The organism is Rosenbergiella nectarea (assembly GCF_900111105.1).
Classification (GTDB): domain Bacteria; phylum Pseudomonadota; class Gammaproteobacteria; order Enterobacterales; family Enterobacteriaceae; genus Rosenbergiella; species Rosenbergiella nectarea.
The window spans coordinates 1-14,525 of record NZ_FOGC01000006.1 but is presented as its reverse complement, the minus strand read 5'-3'; the positions used below and the strand labels follow the sequence as shown (position 1 = coordinate 14,525).

Below are 14,525 nucleotides of genomic sequence, written 5' to 3'. Positions count from 1 at the left end.
ACGTAGTCAGTCTCATTACTTTTCGTTTCAATTATGAATACTCATCAATACAAAATGTTATAGATGATGTTAATTTATGTCCTGGACCGTTTTGAATATATTAATGATCGGAATAATCTTATACTCTGAGCGGGTTTTATTGCTTATTTCATTATTTTGTCTGTCAGCATACCTTATAAGGTAATGCTACTTTTTACAGGATTCTCTATGGATATGAATCAGTCTGCGTCACCCAAATTTAGCTGGAAAGCCTTGGGGATAGCTCTCCTTTATTTTTGGTTTTTCTCAACGTTTTTACAGGTTGTGATTGTCGCGAGTGGCTATAGCGGAACAAATGGATTACGGGATTCTCTCTTGTTCAGCTCATTGTGGCTGATCCCCATTTTGCTCTTCCCGCGCTTAACGAAGGTGCTGGCAGCGCTTATCGGTATTGTTCTCTGGGCCGCATCGGTAGCGGCACTCGGCTATTATGTGATTTATGGCCAGGAATTTTCACAAAGTGTTCTCTTTGTGATGTTCGAAACCAATGCTAATGAAGCAAGCGAGTACTTAAGCCAATATTTCAGCCTAAAGATGATCGCGGTAGTAGTGGTTTATACGCTGATCGCTCTGTTTCTTTGGACGCGTTTACGCCCGGTCTATCTACCTAAAGTGTGGCGCTGGGGGATAAGCATTGGCTTGCTATATGGCTTAATTTTAAATCCTATCGTTATCGATACGGGGGTTAATCATAAACCGATCGATAACACTTTAAATAACTTGGCATCGAGGATGGAGCCTGCCGCGCCGTGGCAGTTTGTGACGGGGTACTATCAGTATCGTCAACAATTAACCGAAATGGATAAGCTGCTCAGTAAAAATAACCAGCTTGCTCCGTTAGCCAACTTGAAAGATAGTTCAGGTAATGCCCCGCGTACATTAGTACTCGTCATTGGTGAGTCAACGCAACGTGGTAGAATGAGCTTGTATGGTTACCCGCGCGAGACCACTCCGGGTTTAGACGCATTACATAAGACGGACCCACGCCTCACAGTCTTCAATAATGTCGTCACCTCTCGTCCTTATACTATCGAGATATTACAACAAGCCCTGACCTTTGCTGATGAACAGAACCCTGATCTCTATCTGACTCAGCCATCATTAATGAATATGATGAAACAAGCGGGGTATAAGACATTTTGGATAACCAATCAGCAAACGATGACGGAACGTAATACGATGCTGACGGTATTTTCAAAACAGACCGATCAGCAGTATTACATGAATCAGCAACGGACACAGAGTGCACGGGAATACGACACGAATGTGCTAGGGCCTTTCCAAAAAGTACTCAATGACCCGGCGCCTAAGAAGTTTATTATCATTCATTTGCTGGGTACCCATATCAAGTACAAGTTCCGTTACCCAGAAAACGAAGGTGTCTTTGACGGTAATACGCAGCATCTGCCATCAGGCTTAACGCCGGAACAAGTCGCCACCTACAACGATTATGATAGTGCTCAACACTTCAACGATAAAGTGGTGACACAGATTATTAAGGATTATCGCGCGACTGATCCGAATGGTTTCTTATTGTACTTTTCTGATCATGGCGAGGAAGTCTACGATACGCCACCGCATCAGACCCAAGGTCGTAACGAAGAAACGCCGACCCGGCATATGTACACAATTCCTTTCTTATTGTGGACGTCGACCTCCTGGCAAGCCGCGCATCCGCGCGATTTCTCAGCGGACAGTAATCGACCTTATAGTAGTTCGCAATTGATCCACACATGGTCTGATCTCGCGGGACTCAGCTATCAAGGCTATGATGCAACGCGTTCCGTTGTCAGTCCTGATTTTGTGAAAGTGACACGTTGGGTTGGTAACCCTTATAAAAAGAACGGCTTGAAAGATTACGATGCCTTACCTTTCGGTGACCAAGTCGGTAACCAATAAATACTTTCCCCCCTGCGGGGGGGACAGTAATTCACAAAAAATGCACTAAGTTCCCTCACACCTGCACTTCGCACTTAATGTGTAACTCAGATTGTTTCATTTTTTACACTCGGTTTTATAAGATAAATCTGGTTATATAGGTGCCTACCATGAAAGTAGTACAACCCCCCTTGGTCCTCTCCGACGCATTATTGATTGCTAAAGGCCGCCATCGCGCCTGTTATCAGTATCCTGGTCATCCTGAGTTGTGCATTAAAGTCCACATCGATCCACGTGACGACTTAGAAACGATCAGGGAAGTGCGCTATTTCAACTGGCTACATAAGTGTAATGTCAATCTAGACGGCATTGCTGACTATCGTGGAAAATTGCCTACAACCCTAGGGATGGGGTATGTCTATGAGTTGGTAAGGGATTATGATGGTCAAGTTTCGAAAACCCTTGATCACTACTCAAGAAAATTCGAGCTTACCGAACCGCGAATTAACGTACTCACCTCCGCCTATCAAGAGTTTAAACAAACCTTCCAACGCCATTATATTTCGATGATGAATTTAAAGGCTTATAACATTGTTTTTAAGCGCGAAAGTGAAAGTCATGGTCGTCTCTATCTGATTGACAACTTAGGCTCTGCAAATTTACTGCCGTTAAGCTATTTTTTTAAATCGATCGCTGCCCGAATGCTTCAGCGGAAATTTAGGCGTTTCGAATCTTTGGTTGAAGAACGTTACCATTTTTCAATTAATTCATGATGGTCAGGGAGCAAGCTCCCTATCACTGCACGATTAAGAGTGGAGTTTGCTCGGCCTAATTAACGCCATGATGCGAAAATTGATAATTCGTGAGGGATTTTATTCTTCCAATACATCCTATTATTACGCATGCATTGTTATCAGTGTAGAAGGCAAAACTCTCTTTTTCATCTAAATAGGCTTGGGCCAAGCACTCTTGATCTATAAAATTTTCCCAATGTCTTTTTGATGCAGCAATAGAGTTTACAAAAAGAGTGCAGTTGTGGAACTCATGTTTTCGTTTCCAGGCATTGTCTAAGAGTAGATTATAGTGTTTATCGTATTCTTGTTTTTTTTATCAGAAAGGTAAATCATGCAGTGTTGAACAGCAGCTGATCGCTTCTTCTGAGAGCAACTCTCTAGTGTTTCGTCTTTGAAATAATCGCCATCCTTTTTTGAAGCGTAAGTGTTTAAGGAAAAACGAGGGCGAGTAACAGTAATATATTTTTTTCATTTTATGGCGTTCTCTAAAAAACGGACTCTTTACCGTCCACCCTCGTCAGAAGAAAGCTTGGCGCTATGAAGTATGAGGTTTATCACTCTATCAATCTGATTTTTTCCAAAAATGGGTATCATGGAGATTTCTAACCGACCTTGATATTTTATATCAATTAATACTTCTTTAAGTGGAAGTTGTAATTTTTCCCAAGTCACGCAATTGAACTGAACCCGTAATGTTGGACACGTTTTTTAGGAGCCGTCCGCTGACCATCAGTTGATAGTCAGTGGACTTCATCGGACAACCAGAACGACATCGCTTACATGCACCAACCACCCTCTGTAAAGTCGCAAAAAGGCAGTTTTGGTCTTGATAACCCCACGCAATCCAGTTCAGTTGGACGTAATTTGACTAATTATCACACCTTCTAAGTTCTTTGCTTTAAGAATGTACTGAAGGCAGTTCATTTGTGTAAAATCACCATAAGTCTTAGAATCATTGCAATATCTAATTATATTAGTATCTGAGGTGTTCGAGAACGTTGAAATGATGTTTTTTAATGTCACATCTAATAAAGGAACTTTATTTATTGTTACGCTTAAATCACCTGAATAAGAATAACACCCTTTATCCCTCACATTTCTGGCTACTGCAATAGATGTTAAATCACCTTGGCCCATCTCGGCATCAGAAATAAACCAATAGTTCACCCCTTTTGAGTTCAGGCAAAGCCATGAGGCTTGTTCTCCTTTGTTGATGGTTACATCCGTAGTTTTCGCTATGTCTGCAAGGGTGCTGTATCCCATAACAAATATATTGTTGCCAACAATCACGACAGGCGATAAATCTTTGTTAGTGGTGTATTCAGGAACGGATGCATCATCTTGGTAGTAGTTAGAACCAAACCCCTCCATTTGCATAGACCTTGCGGCAGGAGAAGCTATTACTGCCAGGGCAATTACAATATATTTCATTTCACCTTTAACTCCCTGTCACCACTCGCCCAAATGCTCTTTCTGACGCTGATGGGGGCGATAATACAGCCTTCGGAAGAGTCCAGTGGATGCCTCCTGCTTGCGCCATGTATGCGGAAGGCTGAACGTCCGCACATTGCATTGCTCAAATTAGGGGTAAGATCTAGCGTGTATTTTCCCGTATGTGGGGAATTGTGAGGGGAGCCGATTGTATAAGTCCCTCTAGGAAGAGGGCCTTTCCCGCTTACACATTCTTGAGAGCTATCGTTTTTATATCCAGTCGCACCGGCATAGTCCGCGGTGTATGTTTCACCGTTACGGGTGAAGGTGTGTGTTGCTACATTGTATTCCCACGCCATTATGCAGCCCGTCCTTTCCATGAATCAGAGTGAATAATGTTACCATCAAGGTAATGCCATGTGATCTTTTCGTAAGCTAAATCAACGTATTCGAGATGATCATGCCTTTCCCATTGAGGATTTTTTACATCCATTATGAACGGTTCTATTTCTGCTACTTTCACGGTCTCTAGCGTAGTCCTGAAGTATTCTTCCTCGAACCCGTTGTGATTGATACGATAGAACTTAAACACAGCCTTTTTTAGGGTCTTGCCTGTAGACAATGCTTTGTAAAGATAAGACGATGAATTATCAATGCCTTTCATGAAAGCATACGAGCTATGCAACTGCTTTGCGCTCGCTTTCCCCGTCAGAAAATCAGTGGGCTGTTCTACTGAGTGCATTAGTTCACTAACTTCTATACTCCCTTCTCGACCATTCACATCGACAATGCCCTTTATTGGCACTCCACCATCATCTTCCAACCATAAGTAAACCGGAATAGCCATAAAATAAACTTCCGTGTTAATTGAATAGTAGATTATCTTCTTTCCAACCGGTTACAGCTAAATACTGTCTAATGATTTATTGATGACAATCAAAAGAATAGGTATCTCCCCGGTTAAAGTCAGACTTCGCATCATGTCCTCTTAACTCAGGCCACTATTTGTCGTAGTAAGTGAAACTCAACAGGGCTGAGGCCTTTCAGCCGCTGGCTGATTCGCTCATGGTTGTAGTAGTGAATATAGGCGTCAATGGCCTCTCTAAGCGGAGGGATACTGCTGAATTCCTCCAAATAGAAGTGTTCGGATTTGAGCGTGCCGAAAAAGCTTTCTACCATCGCATTATCAAGGCAATTGCACACCTGCCACCATCCTGATAAGCCGTCATCTGGTACTACCAGCCCTGGTCAGTGTATAGTACAGGCGTATCCCCCGGTATCAGTCTCATAAACGCTTTATCCAGCATTGAATCAACCAGCGATATAACGGGCCTTTATGACAGTCTGTAGGCGATAACTTCACTGTAAAAGGCGTCAACGACGGGTGCGAGATACCGCTTTTCGCCGTTAACCTTGAATTCAGTCACGTCACTGACCCACTCCTCGTTGGTGCTTTTGGCCGTGAAGTCGTGTTGCAGGCCGATAGTATTGCTCAACGATAATCGAGGAGCGAGTAAAGGTAAGTGGACATTCACTGTAAGGAACCGAAACGCCAATTTGATGAATACTCAACCCTTTAATAGGAAGTACTAACTGTAAAGATACTAGTAACAGCAAGAATAGCTTTCTCAATAATTTTTATCGGGTTAAGACTGACATCGACAATATTCGTACAAATTCCCGGTTTATTATACACTCTTTCTCAGCATGGATTGTTAACCCTAGGATTTTAGTATGTCTTTAACTAAGCTTTTGCATTCACCCTTAGCGGCTGGGGTTTTACTGATTATCACCTCTTTTATCGCCATTATTCTCTGTAATACTGGCGGCGAAGAACTCTACACTTCCTTCATTCACCGCTCGATTGCGGGTGTGCCGGTTGAAAAATTCGTTAACGATGTCTTGATGAGCGTATTCTTTTTGATGGTGGGCTTAGAGATTAAACGCGAGTTTTTAACGGGGCAACTCGCACAATGGTCGCAGCGTATGCTGCCTGGAGCGGCGGCGGTGGGGGGAATGCTCGTTCCCGCCGCGATCTATTTAGTGATCAATCGTGAAGATCATCACACCTTATCGGGGTGGGCCATCCCCTCGGCGACCGATATTGCCTTTTCTTTAGGGATACTGTCGTTGCTCGGCAGTAAGGTGCCGACCTCCTTAAAGATCTTTTTGGCCGCGCTAGCCATTATCGATGATTTAGGGGCAGTAATCATTATCGCGTTGTTTTATACGGCTGGAATAAATATCGATATGCTTAGCGGCGCACTGGTGACAGTCATTGTGTTGCTGCTGCTCAATCGCCGTGGCGTGGTTGCCTTACCCGTCTACTTATCCTTGGGCGTAGTATTATGGTATTTCATCAATCAGTCAGGGATCCATGCAACGGTGGCAGGCGTGATACTGGCACTTTGTATTCCGCACTCAGGGCAAAAAATCGGGCAAACTTCACCGCTGCTTAAATTAGAACATCGGCTTGCCCCTTGGGTAAGTTTTCTTATTATCCCGGTTTTTGGTTTTGTGAATGCCGGCGTAAGTTTCTTACACACCAGTGTGGATCAACTCTTCAGTGCTGTGCCTTTAGGCATAATGCTCGGATTATTTATCGGTAAACAGTTGGGTATTGGGCTAATTTCTTTCCTGCTGATTCGCTTTGGCGTCGCACAGTTGCCGAAAGGGGCGACAACTCTGCAGTTCTATGGTGTGGCGATGCTGTGTGGAATTGGCTTTACCATGAGCTTATTTATTGGTGGGCTAGCCTTCCCAAATGATCCGATGCTGTTGGATGAAGTTAAAATCGGGGTCTTGGGCGGGTCATTATTATCGGCAGTCGTTGGCGTGGTGCTGCTTAACGTGGCATACCGACGTAAAGAGATAGCCTAACACTGAAGGGGGCATCAATTTCGATTTGCCCCTTCTAACGTGAAGCTGATATTAATGCTGTGATTTACACCAGAGGCCACACGCGCGGCAAAGAAGGATTACATCGTCAGAGGGGGAGATCTCCGTCACCATAGCGTGTGTAAAGGTGTGAATTCCCAATAGCTGTTCGATATTTCTCAGTACAGGTTCTGCAATAGGGAAGATTGCCCGAATGAACCCGCTGGAGAGTTTACCTTGGTGAGAATGTGTGAAATCACTCGTTTGAAACAACGAGTTAAGCCTTCTCGCCCCACAGGCAGTGACTTTTTTACTGTTACATATCTGGCATTTTTGCATCATAGTTACCCCTGTCGATAACCGTAGTTGATTAAAAAATTATTGCCAGAGTTAAACATTACAAATCTGATAGTCAGCACAAATACCTCAGGGAGGGGCTTGCCAAAAGGGATCGTGAGATACTTCCCGTCTCCCCGCTACACGTGGCACACTATTCATTTTGCTCCCGTCAAAACCGATATACCCTTAACTCAACGTTTGGGTAAAGGTAGAGGAGGGTAATAGTATCCAGTAGCCTAATGTCAGCACTGACGAAAGCGGTCGCCGCTATCGCGGTGGACACGTCACCCGTCCCTTGAGGAAAACCCGAAGGGTAGAATGGCATGACTTCTATTCCAGACATGTTCTGCCGTAAAAGCAGGCCATAACGGTCAAAATTAGACTCTTGCACCGCGCCTTGATCGACGTGGATTCACTGCGTAATGCACCGCTTTATCCAAAGCCTGCCCCACCTACGTACTAGGTTAGGATTGATGACATTGCCACTCTCTACTCCCTATACAGCCTTGACCACTCGCCAGCGGTTGTTCTCAACGGCGATCTCGACCCTTAATGAGTGAAGCACAGCAATCAACTTCTTACTGAAGGCTCACCGATGGGGTTTTATCCCTACCGCTTATCGCAATTCCTTGTAGCGAATAATATTTCTTCAATTAAAAAGTCTATGAGTAATAACAGAAGTATTGGCACGGTAAGGTAAGATTACCCTTATTTAAAAACCAGAATAAATTTACAATGCATTAACAATTTATCTTGATATTATGCGCCAATCCAATTAAGCGGGTGGCTGGCGTATCCTGCGAGAATAACAGGATGCGGTAGCTTGGCCTCATAGGTGTAAATTCATTGCGCTAACACAAAGTGAGAGGCTATCGGCATGGAATAATAAGGGAATCGTGAGTGTAGAGGTTGGCATAAGTATGGAGAGTTTAGACGTTAACGTCTTAACACAGGGCATTTCTTGGGTGGTATCGCAGCCCATTTGGCTTTGTACGGTGATAACCACTTGTGGTTCTTCGCCCAGACCTCCGGGCGCTATGAGGGTGATAAGCAGTGACGGTCAATACCATGGCTCATTATCGGGGGGGGGGTATTGAGGAAAGTTTTATTATGCTTATTACCCAGGGAGCCTTGCAGCAAGAAAGCGAAGTGGTTCGTTACGGAGCAGGTGGATTACTCCCCAATAAAGCGCCACCTTGTGGTGGCATAGTCGATATTCTGGTCGAGAAGTGCCTACCTGGAACAGAAAGTCAGGCCTACTTACAGACGCTGCTAGACGCGTTGCGTGGCAAGTACTCATTAATAAAAAAATCATTCCGCCTGAATCGTGCAAAGTCCTCACTAAAATAGCCTTTGTGAAGACGCCTCAGGTTAATTGTCATGATCCATCGATCGACATCACGCTGTCGGCACCACTGACTGTGGTTTTCGCCGGATTATCAAACGTCGCCATTTTTTGTGCGAATTTCTCTGCCGCGCTCGGTTTCAAGACTGTAGTCTGTGAACATCGTGAAGGCGAGCGAGCAAGTTTAGCGCATGAACTGTCGGCCAGTATCGAGGTGATAAATGAGTTTCCGGCAAAATACTTATAGCGCTCAGGGTGCCATCCTGCGACCGCGATCCTCGCCTTAACCCACGATTCTCGAATCGATGATCTGACCATGATGGAAGCGGTGTTAACGCCCGCTTTTTATATTGGTGCTATGGGATCCATCAACACCAGTAACGCACGAAAATTGCGTTTATTACGGAGTGGGGGAGTGAGCCAGCACGAATTAGCGCGTATTCGGGCACCAATAGGCCTGAATATTGGGAGCAAAACACCGGCTGAAATAGCCTTATCCATTATGGCGGTTATTGTTCGCTGTAAAAATGGAAAAGACGCGATGCCTCTACTGCAGTGGGAGAACTAACGTAATGAACATCGCGATTATTATGCTGGCTGCAGGAAAGAGCGAAAGATTTAAATTGCAAGGCGGCGAGCATAAATTATTGGTGCCGATTCAGGGGAGGCCGTTAATCGACTACGCCTTACAATCGGCGATCTCAACGGGATTGGATACTTACCTTGTTACACAGCCCGAAGAGACTGCACTCCATCACTTAGTTGCCGCAGAGGCACTGATTACCTATCCTAGCCGTGGACTAGGCGAGTCGATAGCAATAGCCGTCAACCACACCGCGCAGTACGATGGCTGGGTGGTGACGTTAGCGGATATGCCTTTTTTTTCAGATCCGACACCTATTTAGCTGTCGCCGAACAGCTGCGTTATGCTGAGTGTGTTTGGCCACGCTATCAACATCACTATGGCCACCCAGTAGGGTTTGCTAGGACACTCTATTCCTCCCTGACGGCTCTACAGAGCGATAGGGGGCTCATCATCTTTTTTTCAGCAGACACCTTACGCTACCCTGCAAACCGACGATCAGGGCTGCATCATCGATATTGATACGCCGGACAGCCTTGCACGCTACCTCTGTTTATTCCTCTAATCTGGCGTCTAGCCTAAACCTTACCGCGCCTTTGTCATGGCGTTGATTATCAGTTAACCCAAAGAGATGCTGAATTTATCACTTATTAAGCTTTTTTATGATAAATAATCGACCTCAAGCATCGTGAAAACTCAGTCATTATTTTAGCAGGGAGCTTATTGGGAGGGGAAAGCGCGTGGAAGCACCACAAGTGAACTGCTATGAATATAGCGGCGCGGGTAGAAACGGATTAATCAGTGCTTTCCCGCAGGGTAAGGTGGACGAAAACCCTACGGGATCGTATTAAGCTGCATTACTACTAAATTTACAGATAAACGCTTGCTTAACCTGAATATCAAAATCAGTAAAGATCGCAACAGGTTTGACGAATTTTCCTTGCTTTTCTAGCCGGATAAACCCATGCGATGAAAGCGTTTTAAGGGTGACTGATAAGTTGCTTTTCTGTCTACCCGATAAGCGAGCCAGATCGGTTATCGTTTCAGGCTTGATTTCATCGATTAAGCGAATTAGCGCGATATTATCATTGCTTAGGACTTGCCCTAAAGCATTTATTGAAGTGAACCAGACTTTCGGCTCTCCATTCGGTTTATGTTGGCCTTTGGCTATTGCAAGTAGCCGATTACGGATATTTTCTTCTGGCATTACACCAATTAGTGCTTTCATTGTTTTAGCCTCTACTTTCTCTGTCGGCAATGACTTCATCGATTTTTAGAAAAAAGTCTCTTATCAATTGCTCCGGTGAGATAAATTCATAGGGAACGCCTTTATCTATTGGGGTTCTATGCATGTGGTCGTAGACAATGCGCCCGGTATGCTTTCCCTTCTTAGGTGGCTTAATTGCATGAGCATTATCCATTCCAAAAACGCGCTGATTGTATTTATCATGCAAAGTCAGACTATACCTGATTCCGTGCGGTATGAATGATGACGGTTTGACCTGCCATGCTTCTATTTTCCACCAGTAACCCTCCTCACGGTGTACAGATTGCCCATGAAGGTCTAACAGATAATCCAAACCAGTGTTCTGAGTCATAGCATTACCGAAAATGTTATGATCTAATCATAACAATAATTTTAGGGGTGTCAACATTATTATCGATTTTATATGTGAGGCGGGCGATAGCTTAAAGGGGAAAAAGTCGGATTTGAGATCGTTATCCTAGCGGACGTGATTTCTTCCAAATACCTTTATCGAAATCCATATCCGCCCACTCGTTAGTGCGTAGCTCAATAGTTCGTAAGCCTTTAATCATCAGTCGCTTGAAGGCGATTCTGGTGATCAGGCTGCCAGAGTAATCACGCAGCTCATTGGGGACGGTGGGGGGCTTTTCAACACTGAGGTAAGGGAAGTGCTTTTGCTTCGCTGCCTTCAATTCGCCCGATAAATCAGTGACCGGATGATCCTCAGCTCTATCAGTGATAACGGCATACGTGCATATCTGCCTACAGGCTTGGCGGGTTTCTCGGCCTGTTTCTCTTGGCTTGGATCAGCACCTGCGGCAATGACTCTTTTCGCATCCGCTAAGCTGACACTGGGATCTGCCCCTACTTGTGAGCGGTTCACTGCAAGGATTACTGGACGAAAGCAGACAAAGGTTAGATTAGCGTGCTTGGTTTTACTGGGGTGAGTAGACGTTACTGGAGGGTAGTGGATGTTGAAATGGTACGCCCTATAGGATTCGATAATATAGATTAACTTCCTGTTTTAATTGAATATAGTTTTATTGGTTTTTTCAATATCCCCCCAATTGTACCCCCAAATATTTTTGTGTGACCGTTTATTGTCTAATAATTATGCGTTGCCATGCTGCCATCCAGTAAGAGAATTCACTCATATTTTTTATTGGTTAGATCCCTACGGTGAGCCATCGAGTAAAAAACCTCCCCGTAACATCACCGTTAAACCTTGCCGTAATCTTACTCCCTCCATGGGGTAGGGTAGGTCACTGCCTTTTTTGTGTAGGTGCTCTACGGGGTGGGGTGGCTTAATTTTAAGCCGGGTATCCCTCCTCAATTTTGAGGCGGGTTCTAAATGTGTGTTAAACACATGATTAAACAGCAAAGAGTAGAGCTGCGCTCTGGTCGCCTTGATTTGAAGGGAATCTATGGAATGCGGGTTACAATAATTTTCTAAGCCCCTGATTATCTCGATAACGTAAGTCTGCGCTTTCGGTCATCGCCTGTATGTGCTTCCGATTTCGGAGCCACCTATTTTTTGAGTTACTTTCGGTAAATCTCAAAGAATGAGCTAAGGCAACATCCTGCCTTTGTGAGGCAATATCATTGGTTTGCAACTAACAGGGTAAGCAATGTTTACTCTGTCGATGATTTCGATCACCAGCTAACAGGGTAACTGTCGGTAACTCTGTTGTGAGCCTCTGCTAGTGGCTGGAAAATATCTATGTACGCGTTATCGACATATCTGGATAACGTGTCGATTTTTTGGTGTTTTGTCGACATGAAGCTTCTGGATTATCGGTATTACGAAAGAGTCGTAAAACTAACCTAAGCCCGAATCAGGGCTTTGCTACCGTTACCGAGATTCCCGTATCAATAACCACAGATTAGGGGTTTTGCACTTAAAGTGCGTAATTGCATGTTGCTTGGATCCCCTTTCGCATTTTAGTTGATCAGCCATTTGCAGATTACTTGGATACCTCCAACAAAAAAACCGAGTAAATCATCGGCTACTCACTTGAGTGCATAACGATTCATAGCGTCAGGATTTATCTAAGTCATTTTGAGAGGTTTTGAGTCGGTAAGACGTAGGATGATTATTAGGGATTACGCCCCAGAATGGCTCTGAGGGCGTTTGAGAGGTGTGCGTATGAAGGCTTTATGGTAAATATATGTGACTTTTGGAATTTAAATACAAGGGATAGTTATGGCAATAACGTGTTTTTTCACCAACAACGGCATGCCAACGTCTTTGCTTACATGTAGCGGCGTTGGTAGGTTCCCTGCTTTTTCTGGTCAGAGGCAAGGTCGCAATAATGCTAGCCTAACAAGCGTTCCTGATATTGGACCTATTCCGCAGGGAACGTATTACATCATCGGGCGTCAGTCAGGTGGGCGTTTGAGTTCAATTCGTGAAGCTGCTCTGAAGTATGCCTATGGCACGGATCGTAGTCAGTGGTTTTCTCTGTATCGCCGAGACGGTAAGATCGACGACTATACATTTATTGAAGGTGTGCGGCGAGGTAATTTTAGGTTACATCCAATTGGTCCGCGTGGACTTAGTGAAGGCTGTATTACGCTCAGCCATATTACTGATTTTGACTATCTTCGCAATCGTCTTCTTAAAACCAGTATGATAAATGTTCCTGGTTCGCTTCTAATGGCTTACGGCACAATAAGGGTTGATTAATGCTCAAATGGATTAAGCGTATATTGGGTTTTCTCGTGTTGTCGGTGGTGATGTTTTTTGTCATTGGCAAACTAATTTCTCTGTTGTGGCCAAACGTCACTGATTATCTGGCATCGTGGTTAAATACAGTAGGAGTGGAAGAGACAACTGATTTACTGTTTGATTTTACATTTTGGATTGCGCTGATCATATCCATGCTCATTTGTGTTCTGTGTATTCGTCGAAACTCGTAAGCTATTATTCAGCCATAAAAAACCTAATGCCCCCGTGGTGGGTATATAACAATCACGGGGAGCGTAGCGACCATCGTCTAGCTTTTTTCTTGTTTGTCTTACCCTGCAAAAGGTTTGATTGTATGGGCGTAGTGTCAGACTTCTGCAATCACCATCGTAACTTCTGTTGGAGGTGTCCAAATAATTTGCCAATGCCTGATCAAGTAAAATGCGAAAGGGTGATCAAGTAAATGTAAATACCCATTAAAGGTAAAACTGCCGCCTGATTTGTCGGTAGGTCTTTCGTATGTACTTACGATAGTTTCGTAGGCCATCACCGAAGCTACGAAAATAGCTTCACCTCTCTTTAATCCGGTTTTGAAATCATCACTGCTCACTCACTCTTTATTATAAATATAGAAAAACACGTTGGTTCAGTTGGTTCAATTTGTAAAGATGTTTGTTTTAATTAGCATTTTTCTCAAAAATTGAACCAACCAAAATGCGTTTTGAACCAACATTGAGTATGAGTGAACCAACATTATCACGGCTTATTTACTGTCTAACGTTGTCTTACAGTGGTAAAATTACTCACTATCTCCTTTTGCTGGTGGTCATTATGAGTAAATCACTGTCCGTTACTTTTCGCGTTCCTGCTGAACTGGTCGAATCATTTACCAATGCTGTGAGTGAGTCCGGCACTGATAAAACTGCATGGCTCATTGACGCTATACGCCACAAAATCAGCCAGCCAGATAGTAATCCCGATCGCCGCATGATTGCCCTAGTCGAGCGAATGGAAACGGCGGCGGCTGCGTTAATTGGTGGTAAGCAAGGCATCCCTCAGCATCCATACAATGAGGCGGCTGTACTTCAAGTAGTGGCTGATACCATAAAACAGGGCTTTGATAACGGTCGGGTGATAGCTCAAAGGATTAACGAGGCTGGCTATCAGACTAGGGCGGGCAAGGCTTGGGATAAGGACATCTACAGCGCGTGGAAGCGACAAAAGGACACCGCTACGAAAATAGCGGCGGTCGTTGGGTAAAGTTTTAACCAGCAACTTTTCGCGGGTGAACTAACGGATTTGAAATC

The 14,525-nt window shown here is 44.2% G+C and carries 19 protein-coding genes and 1 pseudogene; 9 read left to right on the top strand and 11 right to left on the bottom strand.

Annotated features, from left to right (window positions below; genetic code table 11):
* Positions 1 to 207: 207 nt before the first annotated feature.
* Complete coding sequence (locus BMX14_RS08350) at positions 208 to 1,938, top strand: phosphoethanolamine transferase CptA (RefSeq protein ID WP_092675459.1); 1,731 nt, start codon at positions 208 to 210, stop codon at positions 1,936 to 1,938.
* Between the two features lie 149 nt (positions 1,939 to 2,087).
* Entirely contained in the window at positions 2,088 to 2,690 is a 603-nt protein-coding gene (locus BMX14_RS08345; protein ID WP_092675456.1) for a YrbL family protein, read from the top strand.
* A gap of 870 nt (positions 2,691 to 3,560) precedes the next feature.
* On the opposite strand, the gene BMX14_RS08340 is transcribed toward BMX14_RS08345, so the two are convergent.
* The 4 genes and pseudogenes from BMX14_RS08340 to BMX14_RS16895 all read right to left on the bottom strand — a co-directional run.
* Complete coding sequence (locus BMX14_RS08340) at positions 3,561 to 4,142, bottom strand: hypothetical protein (RefSeq protein WP_092675453.1); 582 nt, start codon at positions 4,140 to 4,142, stop codon at positions 3,561 to 3,563.
* A complete protein-coding gene (locus BMX14_RS08335) occupies positions 4,139 to 4,501 on the bottom strand; it encodes a tlde1 domain-containing protein (protein WP_092675450.1) in 363 nt (120 codons plus the stop codon). The genes BMX14_RS08340 and BMX14_RS08335 overlap by 4 nt, the downstream gene beginning before the upstream one ends.
* Positions 4,501 to 4,989 (bottom strand): type VI secretion system tube protein TssD, encoded by a 489-nt coding sequence (gene tssD / locus BMX14_RS08330; protein ID WP_092675446.1) that lies wholly within the window; start codon positions 4,987 to 4,989, stop codon positions 4,501 to 4,503. The genes BMX14_RS08335 and tssD overlap by 1 nt, the downstream gene beginning before the upstream one ends.
* Positions 4,990 to 5,135: 146 nt before the next feature.
* Positions 5,136 to 5,620 (bottom strand): annotated as a pseudogene (locus BMX14_RS16895) (IS3 family transposase); the annotation flags it as partial.
* Positions 5,621 to 5,876: 256 nt separating this feature from the next.
* On the opposite strand from BMX14_RS16895, the gene nhaA reads away from it, so the two are divergent.
* On the top strand, positions 5,877 to 7,022 hold the full coding sequence (gene nhaA / locus BMX14_RS08320) for a Na+/H+ antiporter NhaA (RefSeq protein WP_092675441.1): 1,146 nt from the start codon (positions 5,877 to 5,879) through the stop codon (positions 7,020 to 7,022).
* A gap of 51 nt (positions 7,023 to 7,073) precedes the next feature.
* Here the strand turns inward: nhaA and BMX14_RS16405 are convergent, their stop codons facing one another.
* Positions 7,074 to 7,361, bottom strand: a complete 288-nt coding sequence (locus BMX14_RS16405; protein ID WP_143056402.1) for a hypothetical protein — start codon at positions 7,359 to 7,361, stop codon at positions 7,074 to 7,076.
* Between the two features lie 166 nt (positions 7,362 to 7,527).
* Complete coding sequence (locus BMX14_RS16585; RefSeq protein ID WP_230527411.1) at positions 7,528 to 7,701, bottom strand: hypothetical protein; 174 nt, start codon at positions 7,699 to 7,701, stop codon at positions 7,528 to 7,530.
* 577 nt (positions 7,702 to 8,278) lie between these two features.
* On the opposite strand from BMX14_RS16585, the gene BMX14_RS16890 reads away from it, so the two are divergent.
* The gene (locus BMX14_RS16890) at positions 8,279 to 8,455 is read left to right on the top strand and encodes an XdhC family protein (RefSeq protein WP_230527410.1); all 177 of its coding nucleotides are present in this window, start codon (positions 8,279 to 8,281) and stop codon (positions 8,453 to 8,455) included.
* Positions 8,456 to 8,468: 13 nt separating this feature from the next.
* Positions 8,469 to 8,708, top strand: a complete 240-nt coding sequence (locus BMX14_RS16885; RefSeq protein ID WP_230527408.1) for a hypothetical protein — start codon at positions 8,469 to 8,471, stop codon at positions 8,706 to 8,708.
* 28 nt (positions 8,709 to 8,736) lie between these two features.
* Here BMX14_RS16885 and BMX14_RS16880 read toward each other — a convergent pair whose 3' ends face one another.
* A complete protein-coding gene (locus tag BMX14_RS16880) occupies positions 8,737 to 9,021 on the bottom strand; it encodes a hypothetical protein (protein ID WP_230527406.1) in 285 nt (94 codons plus the stop codon).
* Here BMX14_RS16880 and BMX14_RS16875 point away from each other — a divergent pair.
* Both BMX14_RS16875 and BMX14_RS08310 read left to right on the top strand, forming a co-directional pair.
* Positions 9,020 to 9,271 carry an XdhC family protein gene (locus tag BMX14_RS16875; protein ID WP_230527404.1) on the top strand — a complete coding sequence of 84 codons (252 nt, stop codon included), beginning with the start codon at positions 9,020 to 9,022 and terminating at the stop codon, positions 9,269 to 9,271. The genes BMX14_RS16880 and BMX14_RS16875 overlap by 2 nt on opposite strands.
* 4 nt (positions 9,272 to 9,275) lie before the next feature.
* Positions 9,276 to 9,608, top strand: a complete 333-nt coding sequence (locus tag BMX14_RS08310; RefSeq protein WP_177173118.1) for a nucleotidyltransferase family protein — start codon at positions 9,276 to 9,278, stop codon at positions 9,606 to 9,608.
* Positions 9,609 to 10,133: 525 nt separating this feature from the next.
* On the opposite strand, the gene BMX14_RS08305 is transcribed toward BMX14_RS08310, so the two are convergent.
* The 4 genes from BMX14_RS08305 to BMX14_RS16400 all read right to left on the bottom strand — a co-directional run bounded on the left by BMX14_RS08305 (position 10,134) and on the right by BMX14_RS16400 (position 11,415).
* Positions 10,134 to 10,514, bottom strand: coding sequence for an HVO_A0114 family putative DNA-binding protein (locus BMX14_RS08305; protein WP_092675435.1), 381 nt, complete (start codon positions 10,512 to 10,514; stop codon positions 10,134 to 10,136).
* A gap of 4 nt (positions 10,515 to 10,518) precedes the next feature.
* Positions 10,519 to 10,884: a toxin-antitoxin system TumE family protein gene (locus BMX14_RS08300; protein WP_092675432.1), complete on the bottom strand. Its 366-nt coding sequence runs from the start codon at positions 10,882 to 10,884 to the stop codon at positions 10,519 to 10,521.
* A gap of 121 nt (positions 10,885 to 11,005) precedes the next feature.
* The gene (locus tag BMX14_RS08295; protein WP_092675429.1) at positions 11,006 to 11,224 is read right to left on the bottom strand and encodes a hypothetical protein; all 219 of its coding nucleotides are present in this window, start codon (positions 11,222 to 11,224) and stop codon (positions 11,006 to 11,008) included.
* Positions 11,221 to 11,415, bottom strand: coding sequence for a hypothetical protein (locus BMX14_RS16400; protein ID WP_143056401.1), 195 nt, complete (start codon positions 11,413 to 11,415; stop codon positions 11,221 to 11,223). Before BMX14_RS16400 ends, BMX14_RS08295 begins: the two co-directional genes overlap by 4 nt.
* A gap of 1,320 nt (positions 11,416 to 12,735) precedes the next feature.
* Here BMX14_RS16400 and BMX14_RS08290 point away from each other — a divergent pair.
* A complete protein-coding gene (locus tag BMX14_RS08290; RefSeq protein ID WP_092675426.1) occupies positions 12,736 to 13,218 on the top strand; it encodes a DUF2778 domain-containing protein in 483 nt (160 codons plus the stop codon).
* Positions 13,219 to 14,049: 831 nt separating this feature from the next.
* Positions 14,050 to 14,478, top strand: coding sequence for a hypothetical protein (locus tag BMX14_RS08275; RefSeq protein WP_092674274.1), 429 nt, complete (start codon positions 14,050 to 14,052; stop codon positions 14,476 to 14,478).
* Positions 14,479 to 14,525 lie beyond the last annotated feature (47 nt).

What these genes read in the sequence shown, in the direction of transcription:
- BMX14_RS08350 (WP_092675459.1), top strand. Translation starts at nt 208, where the DNA reads ATGGATATGAATCAGTCTGCGTCACCCAAATTTAGCTGGAAAGCCTTG.
- BMX14_RS08345 (WP_092675456.1), top strand. Translation starts at nt 2,088, where the DNA reads ATGAAAGTAGTACAACCCCCCTTGGTCCTCTCCGACGCATTATTGATT.
- BMX14_RS08340 (WP_092675453.1), bottom strand. Translation starts at nt 4,142, where the DNA reads ATGAAATATATTGTAATTGCCCTGGCAGTAATAGCTTCTCCTGCCGCA.
- BMX14_RS08335 (WP_092675450.1), bottom strand. Translation starts at nt 4,501, where the DNA reads ATGGCGTGGGAATACAATGTAGCAACACACACCTTCACCCGTAACGGT.
- tssD (WP_092675446.1), bottom strand. Translation starts at nt 4,989, where the DNA reads ATGGCTATTCCGGTTTACTTATGGTTGGAAGATGATGGTGGAGTGCCA.
- nhaA (WP_092675441.1), top strand. Translation starts at nt 5,877, where the DNA reads ATGTCTTTAACTAAGCTTTTGCATTCACCCTTAGCGGCTGGGGTTTTA.
- BMX14_RS16405 (WP_143056402.1), bottom strand. Translation starts at nt 7,361, where the DNA reads ATGATGCAAAAATGCCAGATATGTAACAGTAAAAAAGTCACTGCCTGT.
- BMX14_RS16585 (WP_230527411.1), bottom strand. Translation starts at nt 7,701, where the DNA reads ATGTCTGGAATAGAAGTCATGCCATTCTACCCTTCGGGTTTTCCTCAA.
- BMX14_RS16890 (WP_230527410.1), top strand. Translation starts at nt 8,279, where the DNA reads ATGGAGAGTTTAGACGTTAACGTCTTAACACAGGGCATTTCTTGGGTG.
- BMX14_RS16885 (WP_230527408.1), top strand. Translation starts at nt 8,469, where the DNA reads ATGCTTATTACCCAGGGAGCCTTGCAGCAAGAAAGCGAAGTGGTTCGT.
- BMX14_RS16875 (WP_230527404.1), top strand. Translation starts at nt 9,020, where the DNA reads ATGATGGAAGCGGTGTTAACGCCCGCTTTTTATATTGGTGCTATGGGA.
- BMX14_RS16880 (WP_230527406.1), bottom strand. Translation starts at nt 9,021, where the DNA reads ATGGTCAGATCATCGATTCGAGAATCGTGGGTTAAGGCGAGGATCGCG.
- BMX14_RS08310 (WP_177173118.1), top strand. Translation starts at nt 9,276, where the DNA reads ATGAACATCGCGATTATTATGCTGGCTGCAGGAAAGAGCGAAAGATTT.
- BMX14_RS08305 (WP_092675435.1), bottom strand. Translation starts at nt 10,514, where the DNA reads ATGAAAGCACTAATTGGTGTAATGCCAGAAGAAAATATCCGTAATCGG.
- BMX14_RS08300 (WP_092675432.1), bottom strand. Translation starts at nt 10,884, where the DNA reads ATGACTCAGAACACTGGTTTGGATTATCTGTTAGACCTTCATGGGCAA.
- BMX14_RS08290 (WP_092675426.1), top strand. Translation starts at nt 12,736, where the DNA reads ATGGCAATAACGTGTTTTTTCACCAACAACGGCATGCCAACGTCTTTG.
- BMX14_RS08275 (WP_092674274.1), top strand. Translation starts at nt 14,050, where the DNA reads ATGAGTAAATCACTGTCCGTTACTTTTCGCGTTCCTGCTGAACTGGTC.